This window comes from Azospirillaceae bacterium (assembly GCA_028283825.1).
GTDB lineage: Bacteria > Pseudomonadota > Alphaproteobacteria > Azospirillales > Azospirillaceae > Nitrospirillum.
The window spans coordinates 1,494,896-1,514,996 of record JAPWJW010000001.1; the positions used below are offsets into that span (position 1 = coordinate 1,494,896).

General features: G+C 65.4%; 12 protein-coding genes. 7 read left to right on the plus strand and 5 right to left on the minus strand.

Annotated elements, in window-relative coordinates; translation table 11 throughout:
* Positions 1-20: 20 nt before the first annotated feature.
* The 5 genes from PW843_06070 to PW843_06090 form a co-directional block, all read right to left on the minus strand.
* The gene (locus tag PW843_06070; protein ID MDE1146179.1) at positions 21-1,544 is read right to left on the minus strand and encodes a tryptophan 7-halogenase; all 1,524 of its coding nucleotides are present in this window, start codon (positions 1,542-1,544) and stop codon (positions 21-23) included.
* Between the two features lie 205 nt (positions 1,545-1,749).
* Positions 1,750-4,674: a TonB-dependent receptor gene (locus tag PW843_06075; GenBank protein MDE1146180.1), complete on the minus strand. Its 2,925-nt coding sequence runs from the start codon at positions 4,672-4,674 to the stop codon at positions 1,750-1,752.
* 417 nt (positions 4,675-5,091) lie between these two features.
* Positions 5,092-6,723 carry a tryptophan 7-halogenase gene (locus PW843_06080; GenBank protein MDE1146181.1) on the minus strand — a complete coding sequence of 544 codons (1,632 nt, stop codon included), beginning with the start codon at positions 6,721-6,723 and terminating at the stop codon, positions 5,092-5,094.
* 120 nt (positions 6,724-6,843) lie between these two features.
* On the minus strand, positions 6,844-9,681 hold the full coding sequence (locus PW843_06085; GenBank protein ID MDE1146182.1) for a TonB-dependent receptor: 2,838 nt from the start codon (positions 9,679-9,681) through the stop codon (positions 6,844-6,846).
* Between the two features lie 835 nt (positions 9,682-10,516).
* Entirely contained in the window at positions 10,517-11,050 is a 534-nt protein-coding gene (locus PW843_06090; protein ID MDE1146183.1) for an isochorismatase family protein, read from the minus strand.
* Between the two features lie 333 nt (positions 11,051-11,383).
* On the opposite strand from PW843_06090, the gene PW843_06095 reads away from it, so the two are divergent.
* The 7 genes from PW843_06095 (at position 11,384) to PW843_06125 (ending at position 19,980) form a co-directional block, all read left to right on the plus strand.
* Positions 11,384-13,033: a DUF5597 domain-containing protein gene (locus tag PW843_06095; GenBank protein MDE1146184.1), complete on the plus strand. Its 1,650-nt coding sequence runs from the start codon at positions 11,384-11,386 to the stop codon at positions 13,031-13,033.
* Between the two features lie 78 nt (positions 13,034-13,111).
* Positions 13,112-16,024 carry a glycoside hydrolase family 31 protein gene (locus PW843_06100; GenBank protein MDE1146185.1) on the plus strand — a complete coding sequence of 971 codons (2,913 nt, stop codon included), beginning with the start codon at positions 13,112-13,114 and terminating at the stop codon, positions 16,022-16,024.
* 161 nt (positions 16,025-16,185) lie between these two features.
* Positions 16,186-17,250 carry a LacI family DNA-binding transcriptional regulator gene (locus tag PW843_06105; GenBank protein MDE1146186.1) on the plus strand — a complete coding sequence of 355 codons (1,065 nt, stop codon included), beginning with the start codon at positions 16,186-16,188 and terminating at the stop codon, positions 17,248-17,250.
* Between the two features lie 82 nt (positions 17,251-17,332).
* On the plus strand, positions 17,333-18,295 hold the full coding sequence (locus PW843_06110) for a metallophosphoesterase (protein ID MDE1146187.1): 963 nt from the start codon (positions 17,333-17,335) through the stop codon (positions 18,293-18,295).
* Positions 18,296-18,307: 12 nt separating this feature from the next.
* Complete coding sequence (locus PW843_06115; GenBank protein ID MDE1146188.1) at positions 18,308-18,658, plus strand: cupredoxin family copper-binding protein; 351 nt, start codon at positions 18,308-18,310, stop codon at positions 18,656-18,658.
* Positions 18,659-18,679: 21 nt separating this feature from the next.
* On the plus strand, positions 18,680-19,222 hold the full coding sequence (locus PW843_06120) for a sigma-70 family RNA polymerase sigma factor (GenBank protein ID MDE1146189.1): 543 nt from the start codon (positions 18,680-18,682) through the stop codon (positions 19,220-19,222).
* Positions 19,219-19,980 (plus strand): anti-sigma factor, encoded by a 762-nt coding sequence (locus PW843_06125; protein MDE1146190.1) that lies wholly within the window; start codon positions 19,219-19,221, stop codon positions 19,978-19,980. Before PW843_06120 ends, PW843_06125 begins: the two co-directional genes overlap by 4 nt.
* Positions 19,981-20,101 lie beyond the last annotated feature (121 nt).

Below are 20,101 nucleotides of genomic sequence, written 5' to 3' on the forward strand. Positions count from 1 at the left end.
TGACCGTCAGCCGGTGGCCGTCATGCTGCCACCGGCCGGTCAGCCCGGCAATGGCGCTCGATGAAGGCGCGGTGGGTGGGCATGGCATCGGCCATACGGCGCACGGCCTCGCGGATGCGGGCCAGGCGGGCCTTGACCTCATCCTCCGGCAGCACGTCGGCGATGGGGTCGTAGGATCGCGGCGTCACCCCCTGGCCCAGGAAGACGGCCAGCCAGCTGGGTTCCACGAACAGCTGGTCGTCGAAGCGGGCGATGCGCCCCCGCTCCCGGAACAGTTCGATCTTGTGGGCCAAGCTGTCGGGGATGGACATGGTGCGGCAGTAGTTCCACAGCGGCGTGTCGTCCCGTTCCACCGCGTGATAGTGCAGGACCAGGAAGTCGCGGATCTGTTCGTATTCCAGGTTGGTCAGGCGGTTGTACTCATCCACCGCCGCCTGCTCATACCCAGCGCGGGGCAGCAGCGACAGCAGGCGGAACAGGCCGCTTTGCACCAGATGGATGCTGGTCGATTCCAGCGGCTCCATGAAGCCGGACGCCAGGCCCAGCGACACGCAGTTCTTGCTCCAGGACTGGCGGCGGCGACCTGCGGTGAAGCGCAGCAGGCGGGGATCGGCCTGGGGCTTGCCGTCCAGGTTGGCCAGCAGGGTGCTGGCCGCCTCATCATCGTTCAGGAAGTTGCTGCTGTAGACATAGCCGTTGCCGATGCGGTGCTGCAGCGGGATGCGCCATTGCCAGCCGGCCTCCCGCGCGGTGGAGCGGGTGTAGGGCGTGATCTCCTCGACCCCTTCGCAGGGTACGGCCAGGGCGCGGTCGCAGGGCAGCCAGCGCGACCATTCCTCGTAGGAGGTCTGCAGGGTCTGGCCGATCAGCAGGGCGCGGAAGCCGGAGCAGTCGATGAACAGGTCGCCGGCCACCCGCGTGCCGTTTTCCAGCAGCAGGTGGTCGATGAAGCCATCCTCGCCCCGCTGTTCCACGCGGATGATCTTGCCCTCCGTCCGCTTCACGCCGTGCCGTTCGGCATGCGCGCGCAGGTACTGGGCATAAAGGCCGGCGTCGAAATGATAGGCGTAGGAGACCAGGGGCGGCCGGGCGTCGGGCGCCGGGATCTGGAATTTGCCCTTATAGGCGGCGACCGTGGCCGGGGAGTAATCCTCGATGGGCGTGGTGTCCCCCATGGCCCGCTGGCGCAGCCAGTAATGATGGAAGGACACGGCCTCGATGCCGTGGCCATGGGGCCCGAAGGGATGGAAATAACTGTGGTCCAGCCGCGTCCAGTTGCGGAATTCGATGCCCAGCTTGAAGGTCGCCTGGGTCTGGCGGATGAAGTCCACCTCGTCGATGCCCAGCATGTGGTTCAGGAACTGGATGGGGGGGATGGTGGCCTCACCCACGCCGACGGTACCGATCTCGGCCGATTCCACCAGCTCGACACTGCCGTAGCGGCCTTTCAGCACGCGGCCCAGGACGGCCGCCGCCATCCAGCCGGCGGTGCCGCCACCCACGATCACGATCTTGCGCGCGCCGTTCGCCGCATCGGTCATCATGCCGTCTCCCCTGATTGGCGGTCTGCGCCGCTTTGATGAGCGCACTGTAGTTGAACAAAAGGCGGCGGAACATGGGCATCCGCCGGTTTCCCGGACGGGCCCCCTGCGCCAGCCGCCATGAAGTTTCGCCAAGAGAAAACCCGAAGGGGCCGCCCATCCGGTGAAGATGGGATGGGCGGCTGGCCCGCGGGGTACTGACCTGACCTTAGAAACTGCCGCGGACGACGAAGGCGTAGCGCCGGTCGGCATCGACCCAGTTGTGGAAGGTCAGGTGTCCGGGATAACCCACCAGGATACGGGTCTGGGAGTCGGTGAGGTTGGCCGCTTCCACGCCCACCTTCAGGTACTTGTTGACGGTGTAGAAGGCGGAGGCGTCCAACTGGCCGTAGTCGTCGGCCCAGGCCGGGATGTTGATGTTGGCCGCCGACGTGGTCAGCAGGTAGCGCTGACGCCAGTTGTAGGCCAGGCGCACCTCCACCGGGCCGTACTGGTAGATGCCGGCCAGGTTGTAGCTCCACTTCGACATGCCTTCCAACGGCATGCTGACGTTGGTCAGGTTGACGTTGCTGACCTGGGTGCTGTCGTAGGGATTGGCTGCGGCGTTGCGCGCGCCCTCACTCTGCACGAAGGTCACGTTGCCCTGGAAGCCCAGGCCGCTCAGCAGGCCGGGCAGGAAGTCGTAGAACTGGGTGTAGTCGAACTCGAAGCCGCGGATGTTGCCCTGGCCGGCGTTATAGGGCTGCGACACCAGGACCGGACGGGTCACGCCGTTGTTGGTGAAGTTCACGTAGGCCGGCGACGTGGTGATGAAGTTGAACACGTCCTTGTTGAACAGGGCGGCGGTGATGCTGCCCGTCGGCGCGAAGTACCATTCGATGGACGTGTCGAACTGGTTGGACTGCATGGGCTTCAGGTTCGGGTTACCGGCGGCGCCCGTGAACTGATAGACGCAGTTGCCGGTGGTGGCCGCACCGGCGGACACGCAGGTCGAGCCATTGAGCGTGCCCAGCGTGCCGCCGATGTTGATCGACGGCTGCAACTGCGAGAAGTCGGGCCGCACGATGGACTGGGCGAAGGCGAAGCGCCACTGCAGTTCGTCCGTGAGCTTCAGGCGCAGGTTAACGCTGGGCAGCACGTCGGTGTAGTTGCGGCCGCCGCTGACGACCGTGCGGGCGCCGTTGAGGTAGGCCAGGTCCTGCGGATCATCCGTCAGGCCGGTCGGCATGACGAAGTTACCGCTGCCCAGGCCCTTGGCGTCGGTGTTGACGATGCGGACGCCGAAGTTGCCGTCCAGCGTCTTGTTGCCGCCGAAGAAGGGCACGTCATGCTCGAACCGCAGCAGGCCATAGCCGGCCGTGGTCTCTTCGGTCTGGGTGTTGATGCCCGCACCACCGCCGTTGAAGCTGGAATAGTCGCCGTTGAACGGCGTCCAACCGCTGCCCAGGCTGTAGGTCGCCAGGTTTTGGACGGCCTGTGCGAAGCCCTGGTAATAGGCCTTGGTCGATGTGGCGTTGGGGATGATGAAGTTGGTGGGGACGCTGACGCCGCCGCGGTAGAAGTCCGACAGGTTCCACACGCTGGTGGTCGCGGCACCCGGCTGGCTGGTGGCGAGCGTCTGGAAGTTGCTGCCCCAGGTCTGGACGACCCCGCCCCAGTTATAATTGGTTTCGCGCGTGATCGACTTGCGTTCCGTGTGACGCACACCCAGGCGGAAGGACTTCAGCCAGTCATTGTCGTCGAAGGTGTACTCGGCGTCGGCACGCTCCGCCCACTCATGCGCCTCGTTGTTGTTATGATAGTCCATCGCCGCGTTGTAATAATAATTCGCGGGATTGGTGATGAACGCGCTGTTCGCCGGAATGTTGATGGTCGGCAGGTTGGCGCCGTTCAGGGTCAGCGTGGCCGCCGGGATGGGGCTGGTCAGCGCCTCGAACATCGTGAAGTCCAGCTGCTTGCTGGTGGCGTCGATGTACTGCACATCGCCGCTGAACGTCCAATTCTTGGTCGGCGTCCACTTCATGTGCAGCGAGTAGTCGGACGTGACCGAATTCTTGATATCGTACCGGCTGTCGATGACGTCGGGGTTGTTGGTCGTGCCGCCCGCCGTATCGGCGATGGTGCCGGAGATGAAGTTGCCGTCGGCATCGTACTTGAAGCTGGTGCCGGCCGCCGGGCCGTTGGCGGTGCCGGAGTCCAGGCCGATGGCGTTCTCCAGCGACTCTTCCGTCGATTCAGAACGGATGTACTGGGCCGTGAACTCCAGATCCTTGTTGGGACGCCACTGCAGCGCGCCGACCACGCCCTTGCGCTCGCGCTGGAATTCCAGGCTGCGATAGCCGAAGCCGGTGGGGACCTGGACGGTCTGGCCGGGCACCAGGTCGGTGCGGGTCTGGAAGGGGTTGACGGACACGGTGTCCGTGCGGCTGGAGAACATGCCGTCGGCAACGTCGAGTAGCACACCCACTTCGCCGATGCCGGTGTCCCAACGGTCGCTGTACAGCGCCGAGCCCGACATCTTCCCCTTTTTGACCAGGTCGCCGTAACTGTAGTCGGCGGAATAAGCAATGATGCGATCTTCGCTGTCGAAGGGCAGGCGGGTGCGCAGGTTGATGGTGCCGCCCAGGCCGCCTTCGATCAGGTCGGCCGAGGGGTTCTTGTACACGTCCACGCCGGCCATCATTTCCGACGGCACGTCGGCAAAGCTCAGCGTGCGGCCGGACTTGGCGGAGAAGCTGTCGCGACCGTTGAATTCACCGCGCACCCAGCTGATGCCGCGGACCTGGACGCCGTCGCCTTCGACCGAGATGCGGTCGGCGTCGCGTGGGTCGGGGGTGCGCTGGATGGTGATGCCGGAGATGCGCTGCAGGGCTTCCGTCACGCTGCGGTCGGGCAGGGCGCCGATGTCGGTCGCCGTGATGGAATCCACGATCTGTTCGGAGTTCTGCTTGATGGCCTGCGAGCTTTGGATGCTTTTGCGCAGGCCGGTGACGACGATCTCTTGCAAGTCCTCGTCGGCAGGGGCGGCGGTGGTTTGTGCATGTGCGAAGGTGGCGGCCGACAAGGCGCCCATCGACAGCACCGAAGCACTGGCCAAAACGAAGTTACGATACGGGTTTTTTGAGCGACTCATCGCGTTTCCCTTCCCTGAATTATATTATTCCGCGCTATGCGCACGGCTGTTTTTGACAAGGGGACACATTGCCGCGTCATCCCTTGGTCATATAAATCCATATGGCAGTTTTTGCGGAGTTGCAACCAAAGAATGTTAGCGCTCACATCAAAAATGCATGCAATCTTTCATCCAATGTTAAGGAATTGGGCGCGGCCAAAAATGCCCAGGCGTTTCAGCAACTAAGGGATGTTGCCGCAACGCGCTGTCGGTCAATGTGCCGGGGGATTGGCAATCGCCTCTGGGGCGATGGCGCGCGCAAGGGCGCCCGTCCGCGGCGGCGGCGGGGGCAGCGCGCTGAATCCGCACAAACACCGACGCCGGCTGCACGCTTGTGCAGCCGGTCGCCTGTCAGCGAAGGATGAAACGGGGGAGAGTTTAGCGCGGCAGGCCGGCGATGCCGCTCGTCAGGGGGCTGCCGGCCAAGGGCGCGCGGGTCGGGCGCAGGCCGTGGCGGTAGATTTGCGCGACCAGGTCGCGATGGCGGGGCAGCAAGGTCAGGGCGCGGTCCGCCTGCTGGCGGATGGCGGCGAATTCCCGCTTGGCCTCGTCCATGAAACGGAAGGCGCCGGCCTTGGCGCGGAGGTCCGTCTTGTATCCCATGCCGTACAGCACGAACTGCCAGCTGGAATCGGTGAAGGTGTCGATGTTGAGGTCGAAGTCCAGCGCGTCGGGCGGGCGGTGGCGCCAGCGGTCCAGCAGGTCGGCCAGGCTGTCGGGCACGGTGGCGGCGTCGGCGTTGTCGCGCCAGAAGGCGCTGTCGGTCCGCTGTGTCAGACAGTAGTGCATCTTCAGGAAATCGATGGCGCGCTCATAGCGCTGCAGCATCACCCGGTTGAACTGGCGCGCCGCCGTTTCCATCTCGCCCGCCCAGGGGAACAAGGTGGTCAGCAGGGCGGCCGCCACCTCGACCTGGACGATGCCGGTGGATTCCAGCGGCTCGAGGAAGCCGCTGGCCAAGCCGATGGCCACGCAGTTGCGCACCCAGGGTTTGGGGCGATAGCCGGCCTCGAACCGGAAGGCGCGGGCGGTCTTGCCTTCTGAAGCCGCGCCCAGGTATCCCCGCAGCACCTCTTCCGCGCGGGCGTCGTCGGTGTGGTCGGAGGAATAGACGTAGCCGGTGCCGCGGCGGTTCTCCAAGCCGATGTCCCAGGTCCAGCCCGCCTCGTGCGCGGTGGCGCGGGTGTAGGAGGGGATGGGCGCGTCCGGCCGGTCGTAGGGCACCTGCATCGCGACAGCGCGATCACAGAACAGCCACTTGCGGCAGGATTCATAGGGCGACTTCAGCGCCTGGCCGATCAGGCGCGCGTGGAAGCCGGTGCAATCGATGTAAAGGTCGGCTGACAGCTCGCCATGTTCCTTGGTGACGATGGCGGCGATGGCACCGCTTTCATCCAGGCGGACATCATCCACCGTGCCCACGACATGCCGCACGCCCAGATCGATGCCGACCATCCGCAGCAGGCGCGCGAACTTCACGGCGTCGAAGTGATAGGCGTAGTTCAGGCGCGCGGCATAATCCTCATCGCCCGACCGCTTGGGCGCCAGGGCGGCGTCGGCCACCCGCTTTTGCAGGATCACCGCCTCATCCAGCGGCACATCCTTGCCGGCGGCCCCCAGAAGCCAATAGGGCAGCAGGTCCAGGTTCTGCGGCGTCATCGCCGTCTGGAAGGGGTGGAAATAATGGTCGCGGCCGGGGCTGCCGGGGGCATGCTGCCAATGGTCGAAGCGGATGCCCTGCTTGAAGGTGGCCTCGGCTTCTCGCAGGAAGACGGACTCGTCGATGCCGATGCGGCTGAGCGTGCGCTGGATATGGGGGAAGGTGCCTTCGCCCACGCCCAGGATGCCGATGTCGGCCGATTCCACCAGGGTGATGCGGGCCCCGCCCGGCTGTGAGATGGCCAGCGTGCGGGCGAGATAGGCGGCCGTCAGCCAGCCGGCCGTGCCGCCGCCGACGATCAGGACGTTCTTGACCGGGGCTTGGTCTGTTGCGGCCTGGGGATGCGCCATGGTGCGAACCTTCCCTTGGGGCAACCCGTGGGTGCCCGATCTAGTCCCATAATGGACGAAACCCCCGGCCCATGACAGGCCGGGGGTTCCATCTACGCTGCTGCTGACCCGTCGCCGGGATCAGTAGTTGAAGCGGATCGTCATGGTGTAGCGACGATCGGCCACGAACCAGCTGCGGCCGTACTGCTGGCTGCCGTAACCCATCAGCGTGTGCGTGACGCTGTTGGTCAGGTTCTGGCCTTCCACGCTGACGCTGATGTTGTCGTTGAAGTTGTACGCCACCGACGCGTCCAGCTGACCGAAGCTGTCGGAGAAGATGGGCAGGTTGTAGACGACGGTGTCGCCGGCGCTGTTTGTGTAGGTGCCGTTGGTGCCGTTGGCCGTCGGGGTCAGCAGGTACTTGCTGCGCCAGGTGTAGGCCAAGCGGGCCGAGATCGGGCCTTTCTCGTACATGCCGGTGATGTTGTAGTTGTAGCGCGACAGCAGGTCCACCGGCAGGCCGGTGATCCGGTTGCCCAGCATGTCGTAGGACAGGTCGCCGGGGCTGCGGCTGTAGATGTAGGTGAAGTTGGTGTCGATGCCCAGGCCGTCGAACGGGTCGGGCAGGAAGGTGAAGAACTTCTGGATGCCGAATTCCGCACCCTTGATGTAGGCGGCCGGGGTGTTGAAGTAGCCGCTGACCGATGCCGTCATCGGGGTGACGCCGCTGGGCAGGTTGAAGGGCTCCGTCACCGACGTCACGCCGTAGGAGATGTAGTCCTTGATCTGCTTGTAGAAGCCGGCCAGGTGAACCTGGCTGCCGTCGGGCATGTACCACTCGATGGAGGCATCGAGGTTGTTGGCCAGCTGCGGCTTCAGGTTCGGGTTGCCCGACGACGCGGTGGCGCCGTTGACATTGCGGTCGGTGTCGGTGGTCAGGCTCAGGCTACCCGCAGCACTCATGGCGCTGAAGCTCGGGTTGCTCATCGTCTGATAGGCGGCGAAGCGCAGGTGCACGTCGTCGTTCGGCATGAACTGGATGTTGAACGACGGCAGGGCCATCATGCTGTTGTGGCCACCGGAGTTGGTGGAATAACCGCCCGGCAGGTCGATCAGCTGGCCCTGGTAGATGACCTGGCCGGTCGGCTGCTGGATGGCGCCGTAGCTGCTGTTCTCGGTGTTCACGAGGCGAACGCCGAAGTTGCCGTTCATCTTCCAGCCGCTGCTGAAGAGGTTGTCTTCACCGAAGCGGGCCATGATGTAGGCGGATTCGGTCCGCGTCTTGGTGTGGGAGACCGTGGCCTCGTTGTAGGTCACCGGCTGGGTGGTGTCGCCGGCCGTGCCGTACAGCTGGTGGATGAGGCTCAGGTTCTCCGGATACCCCTTCACCAGCGACCAGGACGGGATCCAGGCCACGCCCGGCAGGCTGGTGGCGCCGCGGAAGAAGTTGCTGAAGGAATACAGGCTGGCGTTGCCGGCCGCGGCGGCATTGACCAGGGACTGGCTGGTGTCCAGGCCGGTCCAATTATAGCTGGAGACGTTGTCCTTTTCCGTCCGGTCGGCGAAGCGGGCGCCCACCTTGAACGAACGCAGGAAGCCGCTGTCGGAAACGTGGTAGTCGGCATCGCCGGACCAGGCGAACTCACGACCGTAGTGGTTCTCCAGGTGATCCATCGTGGCGCTCCAGTACGTGTTGGCCGGGTTGGCCAAGCTGGAGGCGTTGTTGACGGTGATGACCGGCAGGTCACCGGTCAGGTTGATGCCGTAGCCCGGGACCGTCGTCGTGGAGAACAGGTCGATGCGTTCCTGCTGCGACTGCGACACCGCGTACTGGAAGTCGGAGGTGATGGTCCAGTTCGACGTCGGCGTCCACTTGAAGCCCTGCGACAGGTCGGTGGTGACGTTGTGCTGGACGGTGTAGCCCGGATTGATGGAGGCGGAACCGCCGGTACCCGGACTGGTGGTCGAGGTTAGCGAATTGGACGACAGCAGGCCGCCGTTGCTGCCGAAGACGCTATCGCTGTCGGCAGCCACGTTGACGTTGACGCCGCCCTGGTTGTAGACGCCGGTTTCCTGCGACGTGCTCCAGTAATCCGAGCGGAAGCCCGTCTGGTAGAAGGTCAGGTCGTTGCTGGGCGACCATTGCAGGGCTTCGTAAGCGCCCAGGCGCTTGCGGTCGAAGGTTCCCGAGCGCCAGTCGAAACCACCGGGGACGTAGACGTCCTTGCCCTGGTAGGTCTGGGGAAAGTACGGCTCGACCTGGATGGTGTCGTGGCGGGTGCTGATGTCGGAATAGGCGACGTCGAACATGGCGCCGACTTCGCCGATACCGGTCTGCCAACGGTTGGCGTACAGCAGCGAGCCGCCGGGGCGGGTCTGGTCGATGAAGTCGCCGTAGCTGGCGGAGATGGAGCCGCTGATCGTTTCCTTGTCATAGTCGAACGGCAGCTTGGTGCGCATGTTCACCGAACCGCCGATGCCGCCTTCGATGACGTCGGGCGAGCCGCTCTTGATCACATCGATGCCGGCCAGCAGCTCGGGCGGGACGTCTTCGAACAGCAGGGCGCGACCGCCGTTGGCGCTGAACGCCTCACGGCCGTTCAGGGTGCTGCTGACCTGGCTCAGGCCGCGCACCGTGACGCCGGACCCTTCCACCGAATAGTGGTCGGGGTCGCCGACGGCGGCGAAGTGGGTGATGGACACACCGGGAACGCGCTGCAGCACTTCCGTGACGCTGTTGTCCGGCAGCTTGCCGGCCTCGTCGGCCGAGATCGAGTCAAGGATCATGTCGGCCGCCGCCTTGCGCTTGTTGGCGTCGGACAGGGCGTAACGCTGGCCGGTGACGACGATTTCCTGCAGGTCGTCATCCGCGGCGGCGGTCTGGGCCTGCGCGAAGGCGGCCGTGCTGAACGCGGTCAGGACCAGCGCGGAGGCGCCAGCCAGCACGAAAGAACGATAGGAATCTTGGGGCCTTCTCATGGCGTTTCCCTTCCCTGGATTATCTTTTTCCGCAGGAGTTTCCCCTGCGGCTCTTGGCGGCCCGGGTGCAGCCTTACTGGCACGTCATCCCGTAGTCATATAAATGCATAGGGGAGTTCAAACGGCCGTGCAATGGGAGAATGTTAGCGCTCCCATGAAAAATGTTACCGCTACCGTCTTTTACAGTATGGCGTGATATTTTTGCAAATAAGTTCAGTGAGTTCGCAAAACAATCTGCTCGGACGCGAGCGCGAAAGACATCTGAAAACGCTCCACCAACAGTGGCGGAAGGGTGGCGGCCAAGAGGGCGCATTCCGCTATAATATATATAAATTACAATGGCTTGATCGTGAGAATTTCAATGCCGCCAAAGGGTCGATGCATGCCTTTGGTCCAAGGGGAAGGGTGACAAGTTGTCGCAAGAACAATGTTAGGGTGAAATATGCCTTATTGCAAATAAAGCAGGTTGACCCTATGCCTTTAGTATTGTAGTGCCCATTTTACAATAATCGTGTCATTTCGGTGGCCCTATTAATTCGCCGTTTTGATTGATTGAGCGGCGACTAAATCGAAGCTTGGTTAATGGGCTTTATGACATGGATTTCATGATAGACAAGCGGACGTCACCCCCGGTGCGCGGGGCAAGATTGCCGGTTCGGTTTCACAAACTGATCTCGTTTTAATGCCGCCGGCCACGGCAATGCCTGGCGCGGGCGGTGCTGCCGCGCGGTATGACCGGGACGATGCGAGATCGCATCCCGGCCGCCTTTCGACGGTGGTCGGCCGCTGTCACGTGACAGTTCGCGACTCTGGCAGGCGAAGGGGGAGGGACCGCTTATTTGATCAGGGCGGCGACATCCCGGAAGCGCGGATGCGCCGCGGTGCTCAGCCATTCGAACACCGCCATCTCGGTGGTGATGATCTCCACGCCGTGCCCCGCCATGCGCGCCAGGCCTGAATCCTTGTTCGGTTGCGTGCGGGATCCCACGGCGTCCGCCACGACATGGACCTTGCGGCCCAGGTCGATCAGGCCCAGGGCGGTTTGCAGCACGCAGACATGGGTCTCACATCCGGTCAGCACGACGGCGTGGCCGTCGGGCAACTGGTCCAGGAAGCCCGGTGCGGGCACGGCGCTGAAACTCATCTTCTCCACCACCCGGGCGGGATCGGGCGTCAGATCGGGAAGGGTCGGGCCCAGCCCCTTGGGGTTCTGTTCCGTGAACAGCACCGCAATGTCCAGCAATGCCGCAGCCGACAGCAGGCGGCGGATGTTGGCGATGACGGCTGGGCCACCGTCGATGGCGGGCATCAGGCGTCCCTGCGCATCCACCACCACCAGCGTGCTGTTCGTACGGTCCAGGGTCGGCATCCCTTGATCCCCCTTGGTGCGGGGCTTGGGGGCCCCAACCCGGCTGATATGGGAAGCCGGGGGTGGTGCGCTCAAGGGGCCATGCCCGGCGGTCGCGCGATTTTGGCCCCGATGCCGCCTGGTTCCCCCGAACCACGCGGCACTTCTGCCTAAAGTCAGAGGCGCGCTGTTACCGGTATCAGACATCCCGCGTTGATTTGGTAACGCTAACGCGTATGATCACCTGCACTCCGGCATGATCATACAAATACCGGAAGATGGGTTGGACGGGGGTGCCCCCAAGGGCTGTTTCCCCCATGTATAAGAGAGATACGGGCTTGGGAGGGCCTGCCGATGACAAGCGTTCTGGACACGCGCCTGATGGGGGCGAAGGCCCTGGGCCGCTCCATGCTGATGGCCGCCACCGTGCTGGCGGGCATGGCCCCGGCGGTGGGCGCGCACGCCGCCGACACTACCGAGATGCCGCGCCTCGTGCGCCAAGATGGCCGTTTCGCCCTGATGGTCGATGGCGCGCCCTATCTGGTGCTGGGCGCCCAGGCCAACAACTCCAGCAACTGGCCGGCCATGCTGCCGCAGGTTTGGCCGGCGGTGGAGCAGGTGCAGGCCAACACCCTGTTCATGCCCATCGCCTGGCAGCAGATCGAGGCCAAGGAAGGCCAGTTCGACTTCAGCTTCCTGGACACGCTGCTGACCCAGGCGCGGGAACATGACAAGCACCTGGTGCTGCTGTGGTTCGGCACCTGGAAGAACAACGGCCCCGCCTATGCGCCCGACTGGGTGAAGCTGAACAACGACCGCTTCCCCCGCGTGGTCGATGCCAAGGGCCTGATGCGTAATTCGCTGTCGCCGCTGACACCGGCAACGCTGGAGGCGGACAAGAAGGCGTTCGTCGCCTTCATGCGCCATCTGAAGCAGGCAGATCCGCAGCACACCGTCATCATGGTGCAGGTGGAGAACGAGACCGGCACCTACGGCGCCGTGCGTGACTTCCGGCCCGAGGCGCAGAAGGTGTTCGAGGCCAAGGTGCCGGACGACCTGGTCAAGGCCCTGCACAAGCAGCCGGGCACCTGGAAGGAAGTGTTCGGCAAGGATGCCGACGAGTTTTTCCACGCCTGGCACATCGCCCGCTTCGTCGACCAGGTGGCCGCCGCCGGCAAGGCCGAATACCCCATTCCCATGTACGTGAACGCCGCCCTGCGCGACGCGTTCAAGGACCAGGACCCCTACACCTATTCCAGCGGCGGCCCGACCTGGAACGTGCTGGACGTGTGGAAGGCCGGGGCCCCCAACATCGACATGATCGGCCCGGACATCTACGACCGCGGGTACGAGTTCTATACCAAGACGCTGGAGCAGTATAAGCGGCCGGACAACGCCCTGATGGTGGCGGAGACCGGCAACGACCAGGTCTATGCCCGCTATATCTTCGCCACGCTGGGCCACCAGGGCATCGGCTTCGCCCCGTTCGGCATCGATTACACCCGTTATGTGAATTACCCGCTGGGTGCGGCGAAAATCGATCCGGAATCCCTGGAACCGTTCGCCATGAACTTCCGCCTGCTGGGTTCCATGAACCGCGAGCTGGCGGCCCTCAGCCTGAAGGGCAAGGTGTGGGGGGCGTCGGAACCGACGGCGGAACACAGCAACGTCCTGGACATCGGGCCCTATAAGGCCACCATCAGCTATGGCATGCCGCAATTCGGCGATGCCAAGCCCACGGGCAACGACAAGCTCAACGGCGGCGTGGTGATCGCCGAGCTAGCGCCCAACGAGTACCTGGTGGCCGGCTACCACGCCCGGGTGGAGTTCGCCCAGACCACCAAGACCGGCAAGAACGGTTTCATGCTGGCCAGTGTGGAGGAGGGGCACTACCAGGACGGCAAGTGGGTGTTCGACCGCCTGTGGAATGGCGACCAGACCGACTACGGCTTGAACTTCACCTCCGCCCCGCAGATCCTGAAGGTGCGTTTCGCCACCTACTGACGCCGGTTGACGTGATACGGGCCCGGTTGGCGCCGGGCCCGCCCTCCTTTTCAAATCCTCTCCTCTAGGAGACACGACATGAACGTTCGTTCCTGGGCGATGGCCTCTGCCGCCCTGGTGCCCGCGCTGCTGTTGGCCGCTTGCGGCCATGTAATCGATGACAAGACCCCAGTCGCGCAGGCGCCGGCGGCGAAAAACTTCCAGCAGACCCCCGATGGCGTGGTGGTGGCGGTCACCGGTGCCGCCGTCCACAAGGTCCGTTTGCAGGTCGTCAGCGACCGCATCATCCATGTGACGGCGGTGCCGGTCGACAGCCTGGACCTGCCCGCCAGCCTGATGACCATCGCCAAGCCCGCCGTCGGCGGCTTCCAGGTGGCGGAGCAGGGCGGCCGGGTGGTGCTGACCACGCCCAAGATGCGGGCGGAGGTTGCCGTGGCCACCGGCGCCGTCGCCATGTTCGACGCCAAGGGCCAGCCCTTGCTGGCGGCGGTGGATGGCGGCAGCTTCAAGCCGACCACCCTGATCACCGGCGAGCCGGGTTATTTCCAGGTGCGCCAGCAATTCAATTTGGGCACCGACGAGGGCTTCTACGGCCTGGGCCAGCACCAGAACGCCCAGATGAACTACAACGGCCAGGATGTCGAGCTGGCCCAGCACAACATGGACATCGGCATCCCCTTCGTGGTGTCGACGCGCAATTACGGCGTGCTGTGGGACAACAACGGCATCACCCGCTTCGGCGATGCCCGCGAATACCCGCTGCTGTCCAAGGAGTTGAAGCTGTTTGACGCCGACGGGCATGAGGGCGGGCTGACCGCGCGTTATTATGAGGGCGGCAAGCTGAAGCTGACCCGCAATGAGCCCGACATCAATTACCAGTACATCAAGGACCTGGCCGCCTGGCCGGTCGAGGTCGGCGGCAGCCGCGTCGATGCCAAGGTGCGGGGCACCAAGGACAAGTCCGTGGTGTGGGAGGGCAAGGTCGAGTCCGCGGTGGACGGCGTCCATCGCTTCCAGGTCTATGCCAGCGGCTATTTCAAGGTGACCCTGGACGGCAAGGTGGTCATGGACCGCTGGCGCCAGGACTGGAACCCCTGGTACCACAACTTCGATCTGCCCATGACGGCCGGCAAGGCCCAGACCCTGAAGGTGGAATGGGTGCCGGAGGGCGGCTTCATCGCCCTGCTGCACCAGGATCCGCTGCCCGAGCCTGAGCGGCACGATTTGTCGCTGACCTCCGACGTGGCCAAGGCCATCGATTATTACGTCGTCGCCGGCCGCGACATGGACGACGTCATCGCCGGTTACCGCCAGCTGACGGGCAAGGCGGTGATGATGCCCAGCTGGGCCTACGGCCTGTGGCAAAGCCGCCAGCGCTACAAGACGGCGGACGAGTTGACCGACACCGTGGCGCAGTTCCGCAAGCGCGGCCTGCCGCTGGATAACATCGTGGAGGACTGGTTCTACTGGCGCGAGGACGACTGGGGCAGCCACAAGTTCGACCCCACGCGCTTCCCGGATCCGCAGGGGCTGGTGGACACGCTGCACGGCCAGCACGCCCACTTCATGATCTCGGTGTGGCCCAAGTTCTATCCCACCACCGACAACTACAAGGAACTGGACGCCAAGGGCTTCATCTACCGGCGCAATGTCGAGGTGAAGGAGCATGACTGGGTGGGCAAGGACGGCTATCTCAACGCCTTCTACGACCCGTATTCACCCGAGGCGCGGCAGATCTATTGGCGCCAGATCAATGAGAACCTGAACCGGCTGGGCATCGACGCCTGGTGGCTGGACGCGTCGGAGCCGGACACCCACTCCAACCTCGACATTCCGGAGCGGATGCGGCGCATGGGCCCCACCGCCATGGGCCCGTCGGCGGCGCTGTTCAATTCCTTCCCGCTGATGCACACCACCGCCGTGTACCAGGGCAACCGCGCCGCCAACCCGGACCGGCGCGCCTTCATCCTGACCCGCTCGGGCTTCGCCGGGCAGCAGCGCAACGCGGCGGCCAGCTGGAGCGGCGACGTCGCCTCGCGCTGGACCGATCTGCGCAACCAGATCTCGGCCGGCGTCAACTTCTCGCTCTCCGGCGTGCCCAACTGGACGACGGACATCGGCGGCTTCGCTCTGGAAAAGCGCTATTCCGCCAAGAATCCCAAGGCGTCCGACGTGGCGGAATGGCGGGAACTGAACCTGCGCTGGTTCCAGTTCGGCGCCTTCTCCCCCCTGTTCCGGTCGCATGGCGAGTTCCCGTACCGGGAGATCTACAACCTGGCGCCCAAGGGGTCGGAGGTCTACGACAGCCTGGTCTGGTACGACCAGCTGCGCTACCGCCTGATGCCCTATATCTACACCCTGGCGGCCGACACCTATCACCGCGACGGCACCATCATGCGCGGCCTGGTGATGGATTTTCCCCAGGATCGGCAGGTCTGGGACATCAACGACCAGTACCTGTTCGGCCATGCCTTCCTGGTGGCGCCGGTGACGGACTACCAGGCGCGCAGCCGCGAGGTCTACCTGCCGGCGGGGACGCAATGGTACGACTTCCAGACCGGCAAGCGGTATGAGGGCGGCCAGCGCATCGCCGCCGATGCGCCGCTGAAGCGCTTGCCGCTGTTCGTGCGGGCGGGGTCCATCGTGCCCACCGGCCCGGTGATCCAGTACACTGGCGAAAAGCCGGACGCGCCGCTGACCGTGGTGGTCTACACCGGCGCCAACGGCCAGTTCGACCTGTATGAGGATGAAGGCACCACCTACGGCTATGAGCACGGCGCCTTCAGCCGCATCCCGCTGAGCTACGACCAGGCCACCGGCGCCCTGACCATCGGGGCCCGCACCGGCAGCTTCCCCGGCATGGTGCAGAACCGGGTGGTCAATGTCCGCTTCATCGGGCCCGGTACGAAGGCGCCGGCCGACTTCACCGCCGCACCGGATCAGACGGTGCAGTACACCGGCCAGCCGGTCATTGTCCGGCCCAAGATCTAAGCTTGAGGAACCCCGCCCCGGCTTCGGTCGGGGCGGGGTTTTCTCAATGTTTCCGCATCGAAGCGCCAGCGGGTGATTGCGCAAGTCCCAATGGTACTGCTATCACCGATGCATCCCATCAGTGGATGCGCCAAAAATAATTGGGAGGGGCAGTAAAGCGCATGGAAAAGCGGCGTGGACGGAGTTCTCAAGGGGTCACCATCCGTGAGGTGGCGGCGCGGGCCGGCGTTTCCCCCATGACGGTTTCCCGCGTCATCAATAATGAGAACAACGTCACCCCGGCGACATCGGCCGCCGTGACGGCCGCCATCCAGGCGCTGAAGTACACCCCCAATCCCGCCGCCCGCCGTCTGGCGGGGTCGGAAACCTTCCGCATCGGCCTGCTGTACAGCAACCCCAGCGTCGCGTTCCTCAGTGAGTTCCTGCTGGGCGCGCTGGACGAAAGCAGCAAGACCGGCCACCAGCTGGTGGTGGAGAAGTGCGGCGTGACCCCGGCCACCGAAAAGGCCGCCCTACAGAAGCTGCTGCAAAGCGGGGTGGACGGTGTGGTCCTGCCGCCGCCGCTGTGTGAGGCCAAGGGCATCCTGGCCGAAATCGCCAAGTCCGGCGTCGCCGCCGTGGCCGTGGCCGCCGGCCAGCCGGGCCCCGATGTCGCCACCGTGCGCATCGACAATTACAAGGCGGCCCACCGCATGACGACGCACCTGCTGTCGCTGGGCCACAAGACCATCGGCTTCATCAAGGGCCACCCCAACCAGACGGTCAGCGACCAGCGCCTGCACGGCTTCCTGGACGCGCTGACCGAGGCGGGGCTGGACGCCAAGGCGGCGCCGGTGGAGCAGGGGTACTTCAATTATCGCTCCGGCCTGGCGGCGGCGGACAAGCTGTTGGGCCTGAAGGACCGGCCCACCGCCATCTTCGCCGCCAACGATGACATGGCCGCCGCCGTGCTGGCCACCGCCCACCGCCTGGGCATCAACGTGCCGACCGACCTGTCCATCGCCGGCTTCGACGATACCCTGATCGCCGGCACCATCTGGCCGGCCTTGACCACCGTGCGCCAGCCCATCGCCGCCATGGGACGGGCCGCCGTCACCATGCTGCTGGATGAGATGAAGCGCCGTCGCGCCGGCGGGGCGGGCAGTCCGGCGCAACAGCTGCTGCGCCATACGCTGGTGGAGCGTGAATCCACGGCGGCACCCGGGAGCGTCCTGGCCGACGCGTGACAATTTTTTCGTATTTTTCGGGAATAAGCGGCGGGTATTCCGGTCTTGGCCCCTGGAGCAACTTTTCCAGGATAACGGCGCCATGGCGAACCCCCCCCTATCCGATGCGGAAACAGTGGACCACGGGCGCCGCGGCGCCCTGACGTGCATGGCCTGGGCCGGTACCGGCCTGGTCTGGACCCTGGCCGCCGGCGTGCCCCTGACCACCGGCCTGGTCGGCGGCCCGGCCCAAGCCGCCGCCCCCGCCGGCCTGACCTTCGCCCAGATCAGCGACAGCCATGTCGGTTTCGACAAGCCGGCCAACCCCGATGCGCTGGCGACCCTGCGCGAGGCGGTGGCCGGCATCCGCACCCTGCCGACCCGGCCGGCCTTCATCCTGCACACCGGCGACATCAGCCACCTGTCGCATGACGACCAGTTCGACGCCGCCGACCAGGTGCTGAAGGAACTGGGCCTGCCCATCTTCTTCGTGCCGGGGGAGCATGACGTGCTGGATGACGGCGGCGGGGCGGCCTACCTGGCGCGCTACGGCAAGGGGCCGCAGGGTGCGGCGCGGGGCGCCGGTTGGTACAGCTTTGACCAGGCCGGCATCCATTTCGTGGCCCTGGTCAACGTGGTGAACCTGAAGGCCGGCGGGCTGGGGAACCTGGGGGAGGATCAGCTGGCCTGGCTGGCGGCCGACCTGCAGGGCCGGTCCGACAGCACGCCGGTGGTGGTGTTCGCCCACATCCCCCTATGGACCGTCTATCCGGCGTGGGGATGGGGCACCGATGACGGCGCCCGCGCCCTGTCGCTGCTGCGCCGCTTCGGCAGCGTCACCGTGCTGAACGGCCACATCCACCAGATTTTGCAGAAGGTGGAGGGCAACGTCACTTTCCACACCGCCCGCTCCACCGCCTTTCCCCAGCCGGCACCCGGCAGCGCGCCATCCCCCGGCCCGATGAAGGTGCCGGCCGACAAGCTGCGTACCGTGCTGGGCGTCACCAGCGTGGCCTGGCGCCCCAATGCCGGCCCCCTGGCCGTCATCGACGCCACCCTGGCCTGAAGGAGCGGCCCCATGAAACGCCTGCTGCTCGCACTGAGCCTGCTGATGCCCTGCCAAGCCTGGGCCGCGACCGTGGAAATCCGCATCGACAACTTCACCTTCACCCCGGCGGAGGTGCGGGTGGCGCCCGGCACCACCATCGTGTGGATCAACGCCGACGACATCCCCCACGCCATCGCCGCCAGCGACAAGTCGTTCAAGTCCAAGGTGCTGGACACGGACGACCGTTACACGCTGACCGTGGCGGGGCCGGGGACGATCGCGTACTTTTGTTCCCTGCATCCCCACATGACCGGCCGCATCATCGTGGATGCCAGCCGGGGTGGCGGTGGCCTGAACGGCGAATCCGCCATGGGGCCATGAGGGGCTGGGCGAGGGGGCCGCGTGAGGAACGATGAAACGGCAGGCCGGGCCCGCCGCTTTCAGGACCAGGTGCTGATCCACCTCGACGCCGCCTACGGCCTGGCGCGCTACATGACGCGCGACCCGGTGGCGGCGGAGGACATCGTCCAGGACGCCTTCCTGCGCGCCCACCGCGCCTTCGACGGTTTCCGGGGCGGCGACGCCCGCGTCTGGCTGCTGACCATCGTGCGCAACACCGTGCGCAGCTGGGCCGCCGCCCGCCGTGACGCGCGGGAACAGGCGCTGGACACCCTGCCCGGCGGCGACATCGCCGACGACGCGGCACCGACACCGGAGGAATGGCTGGGTGCCCAGGAGGAGGCCGCCGGCCTGCACGCCCTGATCGAAGCCTTGCCCCCCACCTTCCGCGAGACCCTGGTGCTGCGGGAGATGGAGGACATGTCCTATCGCGACATCGCGGCGGTGACGGGCGCGCCGGTGGGCACCGTCATGTCGCGCCTGGCCCGGGCGCGCGACCTGCTGGCCGCCGGCTGGCGCCGCCGTGGTTCTGGAGATGAGAAATGACGGCCTGTCCCGAAGCCTGTCCCGAACATTGTGTGGAACTGCTGCACGGCCTGCTGGACGGCGAACTGGACGCGGTCCATGCCCGCAATCTGGAGGCCCACGTCGCCGCCTGTCCCGGCTGCGCCGCCCAATTGGACGACCTGCGGGCCCTGCGCGCGGACCTGGCCTCCGCCGATCTGCGCGCCTGCGCGCCGGCGGCCTTGCGTGCCCGTATCCTGGCCGACATCGGCGCGCCCGTGTCGCGGCCGGCGCTCCCCCGCGTTCCGCGCCGATGGGCCGCCGCCGGCCTGGGCGTGGCCATCGCCGCCAGCCTGTTGCTGATGGTGTTGCCGGCGGGCCGGGACGAGGGGCTGGAGCGCCAGCTGATCGCCGGCCATGTACGCTCCCTCCAGGCACAGCACCTGCTGGACGTACCCACGTCCGACCGGCACACGGTCAAGCCCTGGTTCGCCGGCAAGCTGGACTATTCCCCGCCGGTGCCGGACCTGGCGACGGCCGGTTTCCCCCTGCAGGGCGGCCGGCTGGATTACCAGGTGGGCCGGCCGGTGGCCGCACTGGTCTATCGCCATGGCGCCCACGTCATCAATCTATACGTCTGGCCCACCGCCGACCGCCACGCCATGACCTTCACCAGCCGTGACGGCTACAACCTAATGTGTTTGCAGGCGGGTGGCATGGCCTACTGGGCGGTGAGCGACGTGAACGAGGCGGAACTGCGCGCCTTCGCCGTCGCCCTGGCCGCCGAAATCGGGCGTTGAGCCCGCGGAAATCCCCGCTAAACCTTCGGGCTTAGGCCGCCGAAATCCCCCCTGGCATGGTAACGTCGCCTTGACAGAACTTCTGGCACACCTCTAATGTTAGCGTTAACAAGGGCCGCTA